The following is a 16,016-nucleotide window of genomic DNA, read 5'->3' on the forward strand; positions in this document are numbered from 1 at the left end:
CCTGCCGGCCAATGACCGCGGCTCTCAAGCCAGATCAAGGGACTGTGATTCTAATGTCTTCGAAAATCCGTATTGGCATAGCCGGCTATGGCAACCTCGGCCGCGGCGTGCAGGCCGCAATTTCCAAGAACCAGGATATGGAACTGGTCGGTGTCTACAGCCGCCGCGACCCGCAGAGCCTCGAACTGGCCCAGCCAGCCGCGCGCTACTCGGTTGACGTCTTGGCCGAGCACGTCGACGATATCGACGTGCTGATCCTCTGCGGCGGTTCCAAATCCGACTTGCCCGAACAGGGCCCGCGGCTGGCGGCGCTGTTCAACACCGTGGACAGCTTCGACACCCACGCGCGCATCCCGGAGTACTACGAGTCCGTGGACGCTCCGGCGAAGGCCGCGGGCAAGACCGCGCTCATCTCCGCCGGTTGGGATCCGGGCATGTTCTCCATCAACCGGGTCTATGGCGAAGCCCTGCTGCCGGACGGGGAAACCTACACCTTCTGGGGCCGCGGGCTGAGCCAGGGACATTCCGACGCGGTGCGCCGCGTGCCCGGAGTCGCCGCCGGCGTGCAGTACACCATCCCCAGCCCCGAGGCGATCGAGCAGGTGCGCGCCGGGCTGCGCCCGAGCCTGAGCACCCGCGAGAAGCACCAGCGCGAATGCTTCGTGGTCCTTGAAGACGGCGCAGATGAGAACACCGTGCGCCAGGCAATCGTGAGCATGGAGCACTATTTCGACCAGTATGACACCACCGTGCACTTCATCGACGCGCAGCAGCTGGCGGCCGAGCACTCGGACATGCCGCACGGCGGATTCGTGATCCGTTCGGGCACTACCAGCGACGCGCAGAAGCAGGTTATCGAGTACTCGCTGGCGCTCGGCTCCAACCCGGAGTTCACCTCCAGCGTGCTGGTGGCCTATGCCCGCGCGGTGCACCGCATGAACCGCGCCGGTACCACCGGCGCGCAGACCGTCTTCGATGTGGCCCCGGGGCTGCTTTCGCCACGCTCCGCGGCACAGCTGCGCGCGGACATGCTCTAAACCCAACCTGCGCTAGTACTTGCGCAGGTTCACCGGCCCCTGGCCGCGCAAGCGCGCACGCAGCTCGTTGACGATGCCCAGCATCACCGCGGTGGCGGACTCGGTCGAGGTGCCAAGCGTGCGCACGGCCACCCCGGCGGTGGGCGTCTGCGAGACGCCCACGTGCACCGCTTGGCGCTGCTGCCCGGCAATCCGGTAGGCGACCTCGCGCAGTTGCTCCACCAGCGCCGCGTCGATGCGCGCATCCACCGCCAACAGCATGCCCACGTGGGTAGCTTGCTGGAGGTAGAGCTGCGAGTCGAGCGACTGTTCCCCCGGCTGCACCCAGAGGTTGTCCAGCACCGCCAGCTTCCCCTCCACCCGCACCTGCGTGCGAAGCCGCAACTGGTCATAGCGGAAGAGCGTGCCGTCCGGGCTCCACCCCGGGGTGAGGATCTCGAACTGCACCAACGAGGCATCGGCCGCCATATCCACCACCAGTTCCTGGCGGTAGCTGGCATCCCGGTAGGCGATCAGCTGGTCGGGCAGGTATTCAAGTACCGCACCGGATCCCAAGCGCACCAGCATCTCCTGGCTGGCCTCGCCCTGCGGGGTGCGGTAGACCTTGGTGGCCGACTGCGTGGTCAGCAGCAGGCTGCTGCCGGCTTCCACCTCCACCTCGATGCCGTAGCGATCGGCCCCCAGGTACCCGCCGCCGGGGTTCACGATGGTGTAGCAGACCTGCGCGCTGTCATCCAGGTAGTGCGGACGCAGCACCCGCAAGGCACCCTGATGGTACTGCGCGGTGGCGATGTCCTTGCCCGAACGCCGGCCGATGCGCAGCCGCAGCTCCCCGACCAGCCGGCCGGTGAACGGAGTGGGAGCCAGCGCCGACGCGCGGCGCGCGGTGGGAGCGGCCACTAGCCCAGATCCGTCATCAGCACGTCGCGGCGCAACCAGCCAATAACCTGCTCCAGGCCTTCATCGGTTTTCAGGTTCGTGAAGCAAAATGGCTTGTCCGCGCGGAACTGCTTGGAGTCCGACTCCATCACCGACAAATCGGCTCCGACGTATGGGGCCAGATCGGTCTTGTTGATGATGAACAGGTCGGATTTGATCATGCCCTGCCCGGCCTTGCGCGGGATCTTCTCGCCCTGGGCCACGTCGATGATGTAGATGGAGAAATCCACCAGCTCCGGAGAGAATGTGGCCGAGAGGTTGTCTCCCCCGGATTCCACGAAGATGATCTGCAGATCGGGGTGCTTGGCCTTCAGCTCCTCGATGGCCGCAGAGTTCATCGAGGTATCCTCGCGGATGGCGGTGTGCGGGCAGCCTCCGGTCTCGATCCCGACGATCCGATCCAGCGGCAGCACCCCGTTGGCGGCCAGGATCTTGGCGTCCTCGATGGTGTAGATGTCGTTGGTGATGGCGGCCATGGAGATCTCGCCATCCAGCGCGCGGGTGATGCGCTCGATGAGCTGGGTTTTGCCGGCCCCGACCGGGCCTCCGACGCCAATGCGGATTGGTTCCATTGTTGTGCTCCTCAAATTATTGGGGCCGCCAATCGGCGGCCGGTGTACTAAGACATGAACATGCGGGCGCGCAGGTGCTCATGTCGCATTTGCGCGATCTCCAGGCCAGGGATCGCGGCGCCCAGGTCTCCGTCATCAAGGCTGAAGATCTTCGCCACGGAGCGCGTCACCGGTTCGTGCATGGCGCGCAGTACCCGTTGGCCCGCATTCTGGCCCAGCGGGATCGCGCGGATGGCGTTCTGCGTCAGGCTCGTGACGGTGGAGAACAGATAGCTGTTCACGGTGTCCGCCACCGGGGCTCCGGCCGCGCGGGCACCGAGCGCGAAGGCGATCCCCGGATGCCCGGCGCAGCGCCCGGATTCAACCGCCTGCACATAGCCTTCGAGTTCCTCGCTCGGAGAGACGACGCTGGCCACCGCGAGCATCCGCTTGCCCATTTTGACGGCGGCTTCGCGCAGCTGCCGCGGCAATGCCGCGGCGTGGATCATCGCGTCCAACTCCATGATCCGCTCCGGGCTCATCGCCTCGTGGGCCAGGCGCACCACCAGCCCGTCGGTGTAGCTCAGCGATTGGGTGAGGAACAGCTCCACCCACTTGGCGAAGCTCTCCTCGTCATGCACCCCTCCGTCCGCCAGATAGCTTTCCATCCCGAAGGAGTGGCTGAATGCCCCGGTGGGCAATGCCGAGTCGGAAAGCTGCATCAGGGTCAGCAGGTGCGATGCGCTAGTGGGTGTGTTCGGCATGGCGGAACGGTACCGGCATCACGCGTTCTTGCCGGTTGTACGGGGTTTGCTGGTGCTCCAGGAAGTCGGACACGGTGTGGTCGTACTGGACCACCATCACCTGCGCCGCGTATTCGGATTCTTCGCCGAAGAACTGCGCCTGCAGGTGGCGGTTGCCCAGCGCGTGGGCGACCTGCCCCATTTCCAGGATGCTGCGCGGGGCGATCACCAGCACGTCGGTGGGCAACACCGACACGGTGATCATTTCGGTATCCGAAAGGTACAGGATGTCCCCGTCCCGCAGGTCCGGGCCGGGGGCCAGCCGGATCCCCAGTTCCCGGTTGTGGTCGCTGGTGACGCGTTGAATCCTCTTGACCAGCGCGGAGCTGGGCAGCACCACCTTTTCGTGGTGCCGGCCGGCGTACCGCTCGGCCGGCAGCTCGTGGACATTGCCCACAAGTTGTTCAATGATCATAGTTCTCCTCTAGAATTTGCCGGGCCGCAAACGGCCTAGAACAGGAAATAGCGCTGAGCCATCGGCAGAACCTCTGAAGGTTCGCAGGTGGCCAGCTCACCGTCCACGGTGACCTGGTAGGTCTGCGGGTCAACCAGGATCTCCGGGGTCCCGCTGTTATATTTCAGATCCGACTTGGACAGCTCGCGGATTCCTTGGCAGGCGCGGATCACCTTGCGCAGGCGCAACCGCTCGGGCACGCCCTCGTCGATGGCCGCCTTGGACAGGAAGGTGATCGATGATGCCTGCACCGCGGTGCCCAAGGCACCGAAGTTCATCCGCATGGTGCGCGGCTGCGGGGTGGGGATGGACCCGTTCGCATCTCCCATCACCGACTGGATGATCTGTCCGCCCTTGATGATCATCTCCGGCTTGACCCCGAAAAATGCCGGATCCCAGAGGACCAGGTCGGCGAATTTGCCTTCCTCGACGCTGCCGATGGAATCTGCAATGCCGTGGGCAATGGCCGGGTTGATCGTGTACTTCGCGACGTAGCGCTTGAGCCGGAAGTTGTCCCCCACCACGCCGTCGCCCTCCAGCTTGCCGCGCTGGCGTTTCATCGCGTCGGCTACCTGCCAGGTGCGCAAGACGACCTCTCCCACCCGGCCCATGGCCTGGGAATCCGAGGAGGTAATCGAGAAAACGCCCATATCGTGCAGCACGTCTTCGGCGGCGATGGTCTCCGGGCGGATCCGCGAGTCGGCGAAGGCCACATCCTCGGGAATATCGGCATTCAGGTGGTGCGCGACCATCAGCATGTCCAGGTGCTCGTCCACCGTGTTGTTGGTGTAGGGAAGCGTCGGGTTGGTGGATGCCGGAAGCACGTTGGGCAGCCCCGCCATGCGGATGATGTCCGGGGCGTGGCCGCCGCCGGCGCCTTCGGTGTGGAAGGTGTGGATCACCCGTCCGGCAATGGCCGCGATGGTGTCTTCCACGAAGCCGCATTCGTTGAGCGTATCGGCATGGATGGCCACCTGCACGTCGAATTCGTCGGCAACCTTCAGCGAGTTGTCGATGGATGAGGTGGTGGCGCCCCAGTCCTCGTGGATCTTCAACCCGATCACCCCGGCGCGTACCTGTTCGGCGAGCGGCGCACGGTCGCTGGCGTGGCCCTTGCCGAGCAAACCGATGTTGATCGGCAGGTTCTCCACCGCCTGCAGCATCCGGGAGATATGCCAAGGTCCGGGGGTAACCGTGGTGGCCTTGGAAGCGTCCGAGGGGCCCGCTCCGCCACCGATGAGCGTGGTGGTGCCGGCGGATAAGGCCACCGGAACCTGGTCCGGGGAGACGAAGTGGATATGGGTATCGATGGCCCCGGCGGTGAGGATCTTGTGCTCGCCGGCGATGATGTCGGTGGCCGCGCCGATGACGATGTCCACGCCATCGGAAATATCCGGGTTGCCGGCCTTGCCGATCTTGAAGATATGCCCATCGCGCAGGGCCACATCCGCCTTGTAGATGCCGGTGTAGTCCAGCACAACGACGTTGGTGATCACCGTATCGGGCACATCCTGGTCACGGGTCAACCGTCCGTTTTGACCCATGCCGTCGCGGATGACCTTGCCGCCGCCGAAGACGACTTCCTCGCCGTAGGTGGTGTAGTCCTTTTCAATTTCAAGGATAAGTTCGGTGTCTGCCAGGCGGATGGCGTCGCCGGTGGTAGGCCCGTACATTTCCGCATATTGCTTGCGGCTGAGTTCGAAGCTCATCTTTAGCTCTCCTGCTCTTCGTCCGGGCCTGGCGTCTGCGATTTCTCGGCCTGCCGGACCTTATGCGGCTTGGGCGGCAAGCTCTCGTCCACCGGGTCCACGCCGAAGGTGGTGTGGAAACCAATTGTTTCTTCGCTCTTGTTGGGCAGATCGATATCGTAATCCTCGACCAGATCGGCCTCGACGATCGGGTCGATACCCGCGGAACCACCAATAGCGTCGGTTTCGACAACCGGGACGGTGCGTCCCAGCGGTCCGTTCACCCGGTCCTGGAAGCCGTGGACTTCGCGTGCGCCGGCGTATTCCACCAGGTGCACGGTGCGTGCATCCCCTGGTTCAAAGCGCACGGCGGTTCCCGCAGGGATGTCCAGGCGGAATCCGCGGGCCGCGACTCGGTCAAAATCCAGCCGCGGGTTGGCTTCTGCAAAGTGGAAGTGCGAGCCGACCTGGACCGGCCGGTCCCCGCGATTGACCAGGTTCAGGATTCGGGTCTGTTGACTCGCATTACAGACGATTGGGTCATCGGCAAGTATGTACTCTCCCGGTTTCATCTCTACTCCTGTACTTAACGAATCGGATTGTGGACGGTGACCAGCTTGGTCCCGTCGGGGAACGTTGCCTCGACCTGGACGTCGTGGATCATCTCTGAGATTCCGTCCATGACATCTTCGCGGGTCAGGATCGTTGTACCGTAGCTCATCAGATCGGCAACGGTTCGTCCGTCGCGCGCTCCCTCGATAAGTTCGTAGGTAATGATGGCCACCGCTTCGGGGTGGTTGAGCTTCAAACCGCGTTCTTGCCGGCGGCGGGCCAGATCGGCCGCGACGACGATCATTAGTTTCTCTTGCTCGCGGGGAGTTAAATGCATCAGTTCCCTTCCAAATAATTAACAAATTGACGTTAATTTCATGCCGTCGGATTTGTTCTAGGCCAGGTTTGCGACCTGCATTTAAGGCAAGGATAGCAGAGCAAACTCGAAGCGCTCGGAGCACCAGAATTCGGGAAAGATGTCGCCCTGCCTAGATTGCACCAACGTTTGTCGCAATCAGCACTAACCGCCATGTCAAGTTTCAATTAGAGTGAAAAATCAACACCATTTCAGCGCCAGATCTTTGCCGTCCTTTGGGGTATCGGGCGCGGGTATAAATAATTCTGGCCGTGGGAAGGTGAATAAGCATGGTTATTCAGCTGCAGTCCAGATTTGCTGGTGGTATGGGCAACCGAGGCGCGGGGTGGTACCGCATTCTTTTTGGATGGATGCATTTGCCTGCGGCGCGCCAAAAGCCGGGATTCGACTGTTGATGTCGATTCCCGGCTCGGGCGCGGATCACTTGCTACTTTTGCAACGCCTCAACCTGCGCAAAGTGCGGCATTACCTGCTCGATGAACAACTCGAGCGAGCGCTTCTTTTCGGCATGGCTGAGCGTGTTGTCGTTCCAGAAGCTGAACTCGGTGACTCCCAGCACCTCATAGCGGCGCAAGCGCTCGACAACTTCGGCAGGGGTGCCGATCGTTGCGGACTTGTGATGGGGCTTGGCTCCATGAACCCATCTACCGGTTCCTGCTTGTTTCCAAACCACGCGTCGAAGGTGCGGTAGAACTTCTGCACGCCTTCGGTGTCCGCACGCCGGCCCTCCGGCTCGTCTTCGGCGTGAACATAGGTGTGGCGCAGGACCATGATCTCCGGACGCTGTGCAATTTCCGGGTGGTCGGCAATCGCGGTTTCGTACTTCTCCACCAGGGACTGGACTTCTTCGTCGCCCTTCATCAGCGGAGTGACCATCACGTTGCAGCCGTTGGCCACGGCAAAGTCATGGGATTCCGGGCTGCGCGCGGCAACCCATACAGGCAGGTCGCGCTGCACCGGCTTATTCCTGGGAACTAGAGCTGAAAGCGGAAAACCTAAGGCTTTGGCCATCTCTGATTACTCTTCAATCCCTTTGAGCCCCGCTGGCTATGGTGTGAGTACATCAGATTTCTTCTACCTGCTCTGCGTAGTTCGCCTCTGTTCACTTAGCCAACTGTGCCCCTTCACGTGAGCAGATAGACACCTGTTTCATCCTTCTTTTCTAATTCGGTTGACAACTTCGCTGATATCGTTTGGCAAGAAGATTCTGGCTGAAGCCCGTTGAACAACTCCCCAATCGCAATGATTGTGGCGGAAAATCGCGAACTCTTCCAGATCAGAACTCTCACCATTTTCGTGCGCCGCGTTCGTCACGCAGAAGTTTCCAACATCGAACCGATGGCCTACTAGGCCGGTCGATTCTACGACGGCGCAAATCTAGAGACGCTCTAGCACCCGTCAATCAGCCGACCTCCTAGGCACCGTGTCATGCGATGCCAGAACATCGAAGCGGAGAAAAACATGGTCGAAAAAACCCTGGCGGAGGAGTCCAGCAATGTCTCCTCGGCCAAGAACCTAGACAACGCCCTCGGCGAGAAACCGCGTGTAGGCAGCGTTTTCTATACCGCCATGATTCTGCTGGTGGGGATCCTGCTTTGGGCTAGCCTTTCACCGGAAAGCCTTGGCGCGCTGATGACCTCCAGCATGGACTGGGTCACGCGCACCGTCGGTTGGAGCTACCTGGTGGTGACCCTAGGATGCATCGGACTCATGATCTTCCTAGGAACGAGCCGCTACGGCGGCATCCGGCTGGGCAGCGAGGATTCACGCCCCGAATACTCCACCTGGGCTTGGCTGGCAATGATCTTGTCCGCCGTGATGGGCATCGGTCTGATCAGCTACGGCGTAGCAGAACCGATCTCGCACTTCATGGCCCCGCCACACGGTCTGGAAGACCCTGGCACCCTGAACGCGGCAGTTCGCGCACTGCAGTTCAGCTTCTTTGACTGGGGCCCGCATGCTTGGGCGGTCTTCGGCGTCTTCGGCTTGGCAATCGGCTACTCCACGCACCGGAAGGGCCGCCCGGGGCTCGTCTCACCGATGTTGCGACCGGTTCTCGGACGCCTCGTGGACGGCTGGTTCGGCAAGCTGATTGACGTGTTTGCCATTCTGGCGACGCTGTTCGGCACCACGACTTCATTGGGTCTGGGCGCTGCGCAAATCGAAGAGGGCCTGAACCGAGTATTCGGTCTTGCCACAGGTGTCGGCGTGCAAATTGTCATTATCGCGGTCATCACCGTCCTGTTCACCTTGTCTGCACTTTCCGGGGTCAATCGCGGCATCAAGTACATCAGCCAGATCACGATGTCATTGTCGGTACTGCTGGCACTATTCGTCTTGATCTTCGGCCCCACCAGCTTTATCGGAAATATTTTCTTCCGCTCCGTAGGCCAGTACTTCAATGATTTCTTCCAGGTTTCACTAATCACTCCGACTACGCCTGATGACCTTCAGTGGATGCAGTGGTGGACGTACTTCATGATGGCCTGGTGGCTTAGCTGGGGCGCATTTGTCGGAGTATTCCTTGCCAAGATATCCAAGGGCCGCACCATTCGTCAGTTCGTCGCAGGCGTTCTGGGCATTCCAAGTTTGGTGTTCTTTGCATGGTTCACCATCTTCGGCGCAAGCGCAATCAAGTTCGAGATGGATGGTGCTCCGATCGCGGCGCAAACCTCGGAGAATCTCAACTCCGCGTTCTTCGCGATGCTCGCCGAGCTTCCACTGGTAGAGCTCACCTCCGTGGTGACCATGATCTTGGTCGTGCTGTTCTTCGTCTCCGGCGCAGACGCAAACACATTTGTTTTGAGCATGATGTCCAGCAATGGGCATTTGAACCCAACGCGTCCGGTTCTGGGCATCTGGGGCATCCTCACCGGCCTGAGCGCAGTGCTGCTGTTGCTAGTTGGCGGGCTCTCCGCCCTCCAACAGGCAGCAATGCTTTCGGCGCTGCCATTTACGATCATCGTGGCGCTACTGGGAATATCGCTCACGATGGAACTGCGCAGAGATTCAGGTCTCCCGGTTTTGGTTAAATCATAGGATCGATAGTCGCCGAGTTGCGCACGAACTAATACTCGCGCCGCAGCCCAACGGCCCAATCCTTAGGCATCTACGCCACAGTGGCTCACGCAGAAATGCGCGACGCTGCTGTGGCGGCCTTGCTTTATGCTGCCACTAATCAGATTCAAGTGTTTTTGCGGACCTGCCGAAGGACTGAACTAAGGTTGGGTTCAAAGGTTGGGTTCAAAGGTTGGGTTCAAAGGTTGGGTTCAAAGGTCGGCTACCTGGCCCGGCACCTGAGGTAAAGGAATTCCGCTTGGCTTGGTTTGGACGTAAGAAATCCGTTGATCCGGAGAAAATTCAGCCTGGCTTAGCCCTAGTCCCGCAGCTGGAAGGGCCGGGATTCGTCCTGCGCGCTACGAGTGCGCCTGCAGGATTCAAGTCCCGCTCCTTGGCTACTGTTGCGGAAATTAGATTCGAATTGGGCGCCGGGTGGTTCCACCGAGATGATCTGCAACGGTTTTTCGATAGGAAAAATTCAATTGCTGAATCCTGGAATGGCAGCGATACCGAACTTTTCCTCTGCATGGTCTCAGGCGTCGCCAAAGGCTCCATAGCCGATAAAGCGCTATCGGCCCAAGCCGGGCTCCCCGCCGGTTCCGCAGTCCTGCTTCGGCCGGCAAACGACGGGTTAGAGATCGTGCTGCTGCTTGACTCAGCGCAGTTGGAGCGCATCTCGGTTTGGCTGCAAGCCTTGCCCAAGATCTAGCGGTACCGCACAGTAACGGTCCGTTGGATCGTGCCCTGCACCAAGCAGGCCCTGAAGATTCAGTATTCACGCAATTGCCTATCGAGGCCGGGCACCGAATCTTGAACGGTCTACTCGTCTGCGGCGTGAACGTCTTTTTCCCACGCTTCGACCGGACCGGGCACCACACGAAATAGCGGATGAGGCGGCAGCCCGCCGACCTCCCGCGCCATCAGTGCGCTGGCGCTTTCTGGGGCACGAATCTCCAGCTTGCGCAGCAGGTGGCAGTACTCGAAATTCAATTGGCCGCTGGTGACAGCCAGTTGACCGCTGCTCCCTGCTGGCACGGAGTGCAGAATTTTCGTCTGGTCAAACCGGTACCCGCGCTTCAACGATTCATCGTGGAGCCCCTGCAGGTATGCCCCACCATCCGCAACGGGGCGCCCGACGCCCGGAAGCGGACCAATTGCGGGTGATTTACATAGCCGGCGGTCTGCCCGGCGAGAGTTTTCTGGGCCAGCAGTGTTTCACGCCAGCATGCGACAAGGCCCTTGGCATCGAGCAGTTCGGGATGTAGGGACCAGAGGCGCATTCAATGATCCTACGCCGTGGGGAACTCGATGATTTCGCTGCGGATGAGGAAACGTTTGCCTTCCGGAGCCTCCACGGAAAAGCCCGATCCCCGCCCGTCGACCACATCCACGGTGAGCTTGGTGTGCTTCCAGTATTCGAATTGTTCCTTGGACATCCAAAAGTCGATCTGCCCCAATTCTTCTCCCGTCGCGTCCTTTAGCTCCAGCACCCCGAGCAGGATGTCCGCATTGCCGGTTTTGAAATCGCCTGCCGGATAGCACATAGGCGATGAACCGTCGCAGCAACCACCAGATTGGTGGAACATCAATGGTCCATGGATATTCCAGAGTTTGCGCAGCAATTCCAGGGTCTCGTCGGTAAAGGCGACGCGGGAAAATTCTTCCCCAATGATCGCAGCCCGGGATTCGGTGACGGTGCTCATGGAGTGCTCCTTTGCGATAGCGGTTAATTACCGCTGCCCGGATGCAACGATGGTTCGTTGAACCCGGGCAACGGTCCTTGCGGCAAACCCGTTAGGGCCAGTGTCCTACTATTTCTCCAGGTAGTCTATGACCACTCGTCCATCGATTTTGGCGTGACGCATCTCGTCAAAGACCGCATTGATATCATCGAGTTTCCGGGTGTGGAATGTCGGTTTGATTTTGCCATCCGCATAGAATTCCAGAGCCTCGATCATGTCCTGGCGGGTGCCAACAATTGATCCACGGATGGTCAAGCCTTTGAGCACAATGTCGAAGATTGGTGCGGGAAAATCACCGGCAGGCAAACCGTTGAATACGATCGTTCCACCGCGCCTGGTCATGCCGATAGCCTGCCCAAAGGCTGCCGGGTGCACTGCGGTAACCAGCACACCGTGAGTTCCACCGATCTTTTCCTGGATGACGTCGGCAGGTTCCTGCGCGAACGCGTTGACCGTGATTTCCGCGCCATGCTTGGTCGCCAGCGCGAGTTTCTCGTCTGCCACATCAATGGCAACCACACGCATTCCCATGGCAACCGCGTACTGCACGGCGATGTGGCCCAAGCCTCCGATGCCGGAAATTGCGACCCATTGGCCCGGGCGCACCCCGGTCATCTTCAGCCCTTTGTACACGGTCACTCCAGCGCATAGCACCGGTGCGATCTCATGCGGGTCGGATCCTTCCGGAATCTGCGCGGCGAATTTAGCGTCGACTAGCATGTACTGGCCAAAGGAACCATCCAGCGAGTAGCCTCCGTTGACTTGGGACTCGCACAGGGTCTCCCAGCCGGTACGGCAGAACTCGCAGCTACCGCAAGCGCTGGCCAGCCAGGCATTTCCAACCAGGTCTCCAACCGCTACCTCGGTGACGCCTTCGCCGATCTTTTCAACTGTTCCCACACCTTCGTGGCCGGGGATCAGCGGAAGCTTCGGCTTGACCGGCCAATCGCCTTCCGCCGCGTGCAGGTCAGTGTGGCAAACACCGGAGGCAATAAGCTTCACCAGGGCCTGCCCTGGGCCGGGCTCGGGAATCGGCGCGTCCTTGATCAGGAGCTCTTCTCCGAAGCCTTCAACGGTTGCGGCTTTCATCGTAGTCATGTAATTTTTCCTTTGCATGGCTTTGGAGGCGTGGGAGCACACGTGCATGTCCGGGAATGAGTCCAATCGTGCCCCGGGCGAGCACCTAGGTGACCCCACGCCTTCGGGGTCTCTTGAATTTTCTAGCGTAGCCGGCGGCGGTTTGCCGGCTTAGAAGAAGCCGAGCTTGTTCTCCGAGTAGGAGACGAGCAGGTTCTTGGTCTGCTGGTAGTGGTCCAGCATCATCAGGTGGTTCTCTCGACCGATACCGGAGGATTTGTAGCCACCGAAGGCCGAGTGCGCCGGGTAGGCGTGGTACTGGTTTACCCAGACACGTCCCGCTTGGATATCGCGGCCCGCACGGTAGGCGGTGTTGCCGTTGCGGCTCCAGACGCCGGAGCCCAGACCGTAGAGGGTGTCGTTGGCGATGCTCAGCGCGTCGTCGTAGTCGCTGAATTTCGTCACCGCTACGACCGGCCCGAAGATCTCTTCCTGGAAGATGCGCATCTTGTTCTGGCCCTCGAAGATGGTCGGCTGCACGTAGTAGCCGCCTTCCAGGTCACCGCCGAGTTCCGCCCGGGCACCACCGGTCAGCAGCTTCGCGCCTTCGGCCTTGCCAATATCCAGGTAGGAGAGGATCTTCTCCAGCTGGTCGTTGGAGGCCTGCGCCCCCATCATGACCTCGGTGTCCAGCGGGTTGCCCTGCTTGATGGCTTCGGTGCGGGCGATGACCTTTTCCATGAACTCGCCGTAGATGCTTTCCTGGACGAGTGCTCGCGATGGGGAGGTGCAGACCTCGCCCTGGTTCAACGCGAAAAGCGTGAACCCTTCTTGCGCCTTGTCGTAGAACGCATCATCCTTGGCCGCGACGTCCTCGAAGAAGATGTTCGGGGACTTTCCGCCGAGCTCCAAGGTGACCGGGATCAGGTTCTCGGAGGCATACTGCATGATCAGCCGGCCGGTGGTGGTTTCGCCGGTGAACGCGATCTTGCGAATGCGCTTGTTGCTCGCCAACGGCTTGCCGCACTCTACGCCGAAACCGTTGACGATGTTCAGCACACCGGCAGGCAGCAGGTCACCGATGAGTTCGGCGAGCACCAGAATCGAGGCGGGGGTTTGTTCGGCGGGCTTGAGGACTACCGCGTTGCCGGCGGCTAGCGCTGGAGCCAGCTTCCAGACCGCCATCAGAATTGGGAAGTTCCACGGGATGATCTGACCGACCACGCCCAGCGGTTCATGGAAGTGATAGGCGGTGGTGTCCTCATCCAGCTGCGACAGCGAACCCTCTTGGGCGCGGATCGCACCGGCGAAGTAGCGGAAGTGGTCTACCGCCAGCGGGAGGTCTGCATTCAGGGTTTCACGCACCGCCTTGCCGTTATCCCAGGTCTCGGCGACGGCAAGCATCTCGAGGTTGTCCTCGATGCGATCCGCAATCTTATTCAGAATGACCGCGCGGGCCGCCGGGCTGCTCTTTCCCCAGGCTGGTGCGGCCGCATGGGCGGCGTCCAGTGCTAGTTCGATGTCCTCGGCGGTTGAACGGGCAACTTCGCAGAAGGACTTTCCGGTAATGGGGGTGACGTTTTCGAAATACATGCCCTTGACCGGGGCAACCCACTCACCACCAATATAGTTCTCGTAGCGCGATTTGAAATTGACTAGTGCCCCATCGGTGTTCGGGTTTGCGTAGACGCTCATTGCTTCACGACTCCTTCGTCATCATCCGTGCGGTGGCGGAATGTTTCCGCCATCTGGCCATGAATGTGACTCTAGTCACTCAAAGGTTGCGGTTAGGTTGCATGCCCCACGCCGTCGCTGAGGAAGTTCAGTGCGGCATGACCGGAGACGGGGAGTCCACCGCCGCTGGCGGGCCTGCAGTCGGATCGCGCCGCCCGGTGCGCGTGGCGCCGACGCCGGCCAAGATGACCAGCACGATGCCCGCAATGGCCGCCGGACTCGGGATCTGCTGCAAGAAGAGCAACCCGACGACCATGGCGATGGCAGGTTCAAGGCACATCAGGGTCCCGAACGCCGAGGCAGTCAGTCGGCGCAGTGCCAGCAGCTCGAGGCTGAAAGGGATGACCGGCAGCAGCAGCCCGAGCCCAAGCCCGATGGCCAGCACCGGCAGGTCCATCCGGCCGATCACCTCCGGGCCCACCACCACCGTGGCGGCAATGGCCGCGATGGGCATCGAGATGGCCAGGGCGCCAATGCCGTCCACCGCATCCCCGGCGCGCTGCGTGAGCAGGACGTAGAGGGCCCAGCAAGCTGCGCCGACCAGCGCGAAAAGCACGCCCGCCAGATCCGCGGACCCCTGCCACGGTTCGGTCAGCCCGAGCACTCCGGCGGCCGCGACTAGCGCCCACCAGCGTCCGCGGCCCCGGCCCTGGATGATGGCGACAGACAGCGGACCCATGAACTCCAGCGCGCTAGCGGTACCCAGCGGGATCGTCTCCACCGCCTTCATGAACGCCAGCGTCATACCCGCGGTGGCCAACCCCAGCAGGGCGCAAATCCCCAGTGTTGCTCGGGAGTAGCGCAGGCGCCAGGGACGGGCAATGGCCACCAGGATGACGGCGGCCCAGGCTAGGCGCAGCCAGGCGACGCCCTCGGAGCCCAGAGTTCCAGCAAGTCCAATCGATGCGGCAAGGCCTAGCTGCACGCAGCCCATCGCGGCAAAGGCCATCAGCGAGCCGGCCCCGGCGGAGTTGGAAGTGTTCGCGGCAGTTGAGTTCATGGCTCCAGTAGAGCCGAGAAAAGTCATCCATGTCCACGCGAGAATCATCAACATATTGTCAATGAATCCTGCACAATGGAACCTATGGATACCCGCCGCCTGCAATACCTGTACGAGCTGGCCCGTATGGGCTCGATGCGGGCCGTCGCCGATGTGCTCGGAACCACCACCTCGACCGTCTCCCAGCAGATCGCGCAGCTGTCCAAGGAGACCGGCGCCAGGTTGCTGGAACCCGACGGGCGCGGCGTCCGGCTCACCCCCGCCGGCCGCCGGCTGGCCGAGCACGCGCAGAGCATCCTTGGCGCGGTCGACGCAGCGAAACTGGATCTGGATCCGGAAGCCGCTCCCTCGGGCACCCTGCGGGTCGCGGGATTCGCCACCGCGATCCGCACCACGCTGATGCCCATTTTCGAGGAGCTGGCGCTAGAGCACCCCGCGGTGAGGATCGTGGTGCTGGAGCACGAGCCCGCCGAGGCCCTGGCCCGGCTGGCGGTGGACGAGATCGACCTGGCCCTGACCTACGACTACAATCTGGCCCCGGACGATGCCGGACCCGGGGTGGACACGCTTCAGCTGTGGAGCACTCCCTGGGGGCTGGGAGTGCCCACCGCCGACGCCGTGCGGCTGGCCACCGGCGGCGGGGCCCCTGATGCCCCCGCGGTGCTGGCAGCTTTCCGCGACCGCGACTGGATCGGGAATTCGCGCAACGTCGCCGACGAGTCGGTCCTGCGGCTACTGTCCTCGATGGCCGGATTCACCCCGGCCATGCGCCACCAGGCCGACAGCCTGGATCTGGTCGAAGACCTGATCCTGGCCGGGCTAGGCGTGGGACTGCTACCGGAAAACCGGCCAGGGCGGGATGGGATCACGATTCTGCCGCTGCAGAACCCCGACCTGCGACTGCGCGCCTTCGCCCGGACTCGCACCGGGCGTGGCGCCTGGCCGGCCCTCGCGCTGGTGCTGGAGAAGATTCGCCAGGGACGGCAGCACGGATAATGGAAGC

Annotated in this window: 16 protein-coding genes and 1 pseudogene; 3 read left to right on the forward strand and 14 right to left on the reverse strand. The window is 61.6% G+C overall.

Features of this window, described 5'->3' with window-relative positions; all coding sequences use genetic code 11:
* The first annotated feature begins 53 nt into the window (after positions 1 to 53).
* The gene (locus tag CQ017_RS10310) at positions 54 to 1,037 is read left to right on the forward strand and encodes a diaminopimelate dehydrogenase (RefSeq protein ID WP_105553623.1); all 984 of its coding nucleotides are present in this window, start codon (positions 54 to 56) and stop codon (positions 1,035 to 1,037) included.
* A 12-nt stretch (positions 1,038 to 1,049) separates the two neighbouring features.
* Here the strand turns inward: CQ017_RS10310 and CQ017_RS10315 are convergent, their stop codons facing one another.
* The 8 genes and pseudogenes from CQ017_RS10315 to CQ017_RS10350 all read right to left on the reverse strand — a co-directional run bounded on the left by CQ017_RS10315 (position 1,050) and on the right by CQ017_RS10350 (position 7,357).
* Positions 1,050 to 1,937 (reverse strand): urease accessory protein UreD, encoded by an 888-nt coding sequence (locus CQ017_RS10315; protein WP_258133583.1) that lies wholly within the window; start codon positions 1,935 to 1,937, stop codon positions 1,050 to 1,052.
* Positions 1,937 to 2,548 (reverse strand): urease accessory protein UreG, encoded by a 612-nt coding sequence (gene ureG, locus CQ017_RS10320; RefSeq protein ID WP_105553624.1) that lies wholly within the window; start codon positions 2,546 to 2,548, stop codon positions 1,937 to 1,939. The genes CQ017_RS10315 and ureG overlap by 1 nt, the downstream gene beginning before the upstream one ends.
* Positions 2,549 to 2,595: 47 nt before the next feature.
* Entirely contained in the window at positions 2,596 to 3,291 is a 696-nt protein-coding gene (locus tag CQ017_RS10325; protein WP_105553625.1) for an urease accessory protein UreF, read from the reverse strand.
* Positions 3,272 to 3,745, reverse strand: a complete 474-nt coding sequence (gene ureE, locus CQ017_RS10330; protein ID WP_105553626.1) for an urease accessory protein UreE — start codon at positions 3,743 to 3,745, stop codon at positions 3,272 to 3,274. Before ureE ends, CQ017_RS10325 begins: the two co-directional genes overlap by 20 nt.
* Positions 3,746 to 3,780: 35 nt before the next feature.
* Positions 3,781 to 5,493 carry an urease subunit alpha gene (ureC, locus tag CQ017_RS10335; protein ID WP_105553627.1) on the reverse strand — a complete coding sequence of 571 codons (1,713 nt, stop codon included), beginning with the start codon at positions 5,491 to 5,493 and terminating at the stop codon, positions 3,781 to 3,783.
* Positions 5,494 to 5,741: 248 nt separating this feature from the next.
* Positions 5,742 to 6,044 (reverse strand): annotated as a pseudogene (locus tag CQ017_RS18390) (urease subunit beta); the annotation flags it as partial.
* 14 nt (positions 6,045 to 6,058) lie between these two features.
* Positions 6,059 to 6,361 (reverse strand): urease subunit gamma, encoded by a 303-nt coding sequence (locus CQ017_RS10345; RefSeq protein ID WP_105553629.1) that lies wholly within the window; start codon positions 6,359 to 6,361, stop codon positions 6,059 to 6,061.
* A gap of 504 nt (positions 6,362 to 6,865) precedes the next feature.
* On the reverse strand, positions 6,866 to 7,357 hold the full coding sequence (locus tag CQ017_RS10350) for an LLM class flavin-dependent oxidoreductase (protein ID WP_258133584.1): 492 nt from the start codon (positions 7,355 to 7,357) through the stop codon (positions 6,866 to 6,868).
* Between the two features lie 504 nt (positions 7,358 to 7,861).
* On the opposite strand from CQ017_RS10350, the gene CQ017_RS10355 reads away from it, so the two are divergent.
* Complete coding sequence (locus CQ017_RS10355) at positions 7,862 to 9,439, forward strand: BCCT family transporter (protein WP_105553688.1); 1,578 nt, start codon at positions 7,862 to 7,864, stop codon at positions 9,437 to 9,439.
* 840 nt (positions 9,440 to 10,279) lie between these two features.
* Here CQ017_RS10355 and CQ017_RS18485 read toward each other — a convergent pair.
* The 6 genes from CQ017_RS18485 to CQ017_RS10385 form a co-directional block, all read right to left on the reverse strand.
* Positions 10,280 to 10,495, reverse strand: coding sequence for a hypothetical protein (locus CQ017_RS18485; RefSeq protein ID WP_308727258.1), 216 nt, complete (start codon positions 10,493 to 10,495; stop codon positions 10,280 to 10,282).
* 41 nt (positions 10,496 to 10,536) lie between these two features.
* The gene (locus CQ017_RS18490) at positions 10,537 to 10,740 is read right to left on the reverse strand and encodes a pyrimidine dimer DNA glycosylase/endonuclease V (RefSeq protein ID WP_308727259.1); all 204 of its coding nucleotides are present in this window, start codon (positions 10,738 to 10,740) and stop codon (positions 10,537 to 10,539) included.
* A gap of 9 nt (positions 10,741 to 10,749) precedes the next feature.
* Positions 10,750 to 11,163 (reverse strand): DUF779 domain-containing protein, encoded by a 414-nt coding sequence (locus CQ017_RS10370; RefSeq protein WP_105553631.1) that lies wholly within the window; start codon positions 11,161 to 11,163, stop codon positions 10,750 to 10,752.
* 108 nt (positions 11,164 to 11,271) lie between these two features.
* Positions 11,272 to 12,300 (reverse strand): alcohol dehydrogenase AdhP, encoded by a 1,029-nt coding sequence (gene adhP / locus CQ017_RS10375; RefSeq protein WP_105553632.1) that lies wholly within the window; start codon positions 12,298 to 12,300, stop codon positions 11,272 to 11,274.
* Positions 12,301 to 12,450: 150 nt separating this feature from the next.
* The gene (gene adh / locus CQ017_RS10380) at positions 12,451 to 13,974 is read right to left on the reverse strand and encodes an aldehyde dehydrogenase (RefSeq protein ID WP_105553633.1); all 1,524 of its coding nucleotides are present in this window, start codon (positions 13,972 to 13,974) and stop codon (positions 12,451 to 12,453) included.
* 127 nt (positions 13,975 to 14,101) lie between these two features.
* Positions 14,102 to 15,013: a DMT family transporter gene (locus tag CQ017_RS10385; RefSeq protein WP_258133585.1), complete on the reverse strand. Its 912-nt coding sequence runs from the start codon at positions 15,011 to 15,013 to the stop codon at positions 14,102 to 14,104.
* 84 nt (positions 15,014 to 15,097) lie between these two features.
* Between CQ017_RS10385 and CQ017_RS10390 the strand changes: the two genes are divergently transcribed.
* Entirely contained in the window at positions 15,098 to 16,009 is a 912-nt protein-coding gene (locus CQ017_RS10390; protein WP_105553634.1) for a LysR family transcriptional regulator, read from the forward strand.
* Positions 16,010 to 16,016 lie beyond the last annotated feature (7 nt).

Origin of the sequence: Arthrobacter sp. MYb224 (assembly GCF_002975455.1) — a bacterium.
GTDB lineage: Bacteria > Actinomycetota > Actinomycetes > Actinomycetales > Micrococcaceae > Glutamicibacter.

Coding starts and splice junctions, on each gene's coding strand:
- CQ017_RS10310 (WP_105553623.1), top strand. CDS start 54: ATGTCTTCGAAAATCCGTATTGGCATAGCCGGCTATGGCAACCTCGGC.
- ureG (WP_105553624.1), bottom strand. CDS start 2,548: ATGGAACCAATCCGCATTGGCGTCGGAGGCCCGGTCGGGGCCGGCAAA.
- CQ017_RS10325 (WP_105553625.1), bottom strand. CDS start 3,291: ATGCCGAACACACCCACTAGCGCATCGCACCTGCTGACCCTGATGCAG.
- ureE (WP_105553626.1), bottom strand. CDS start 3,745: ATGATCATTGAACAACTTGTGGGCAATGTCCACGAGCTGCCGGCCGAG.
- ureC (WP_105553627.1), bottom strand. CDS start 5,493: ATGAGCTTCGAACTCAGCCGCAAGCAATATGCGGAAATGTACGGGCCT.
- CQ017_RS10345 (WP_105553629.1), bottom strand. CDS start 6,361: ATGCATTTAACTCCCCGCGAGCAAGAGAAACTAATGATCGTCGTCGCG.
- CQ017_RS10355 (WP_105553688.1), top strand. CDS start 7,862: ATGGTCGAAAAAACCCTGGCGGAGGAGTCCAGCAATGTCTCCTCGGCC.
- CQ017_RS18490 (WP_308727259.1), bottom strand. CDS start 10,740: ATGCGCCTCTGGTCCCTACATCCCGAACTGCTCGATGCCAAGGGCCTT.
- CQ017_RS10370 (WP_105553631.1), bottom strand. CDS start 11,163: ATGAGCACCGTCACCGAATCCCGGGCTGCGATCATTGGGGAAGAATTT.
- adhP (WP_105553632.1), bottom strand. CDS start 12,300: ATGACTACGATGAAAGCCGCAACCGTTGAAGGCTTCGGAGAAGAGCTC.
- adh (WP_105553633.1), bottom strand. CDS start 13,974: ATGAGCGTCTACGCAAACCCGAACACCGATGGGGCACTAGTCAATTTC.
- CQ017_RS10385 (WP_258133585.1), bottom strand. CDS start 15,013: ATGAACTCAACTGCCGCGAACACTTCCAACTCCGCCGGGGCCGGCTCG.
- CQ017_RS10390 (WP_105553634.1), top strand. CDS start 15,098: ATGGATACCCGCCGCCTGCAATACCTGTACGAGCTGGCCCGTATGGGC.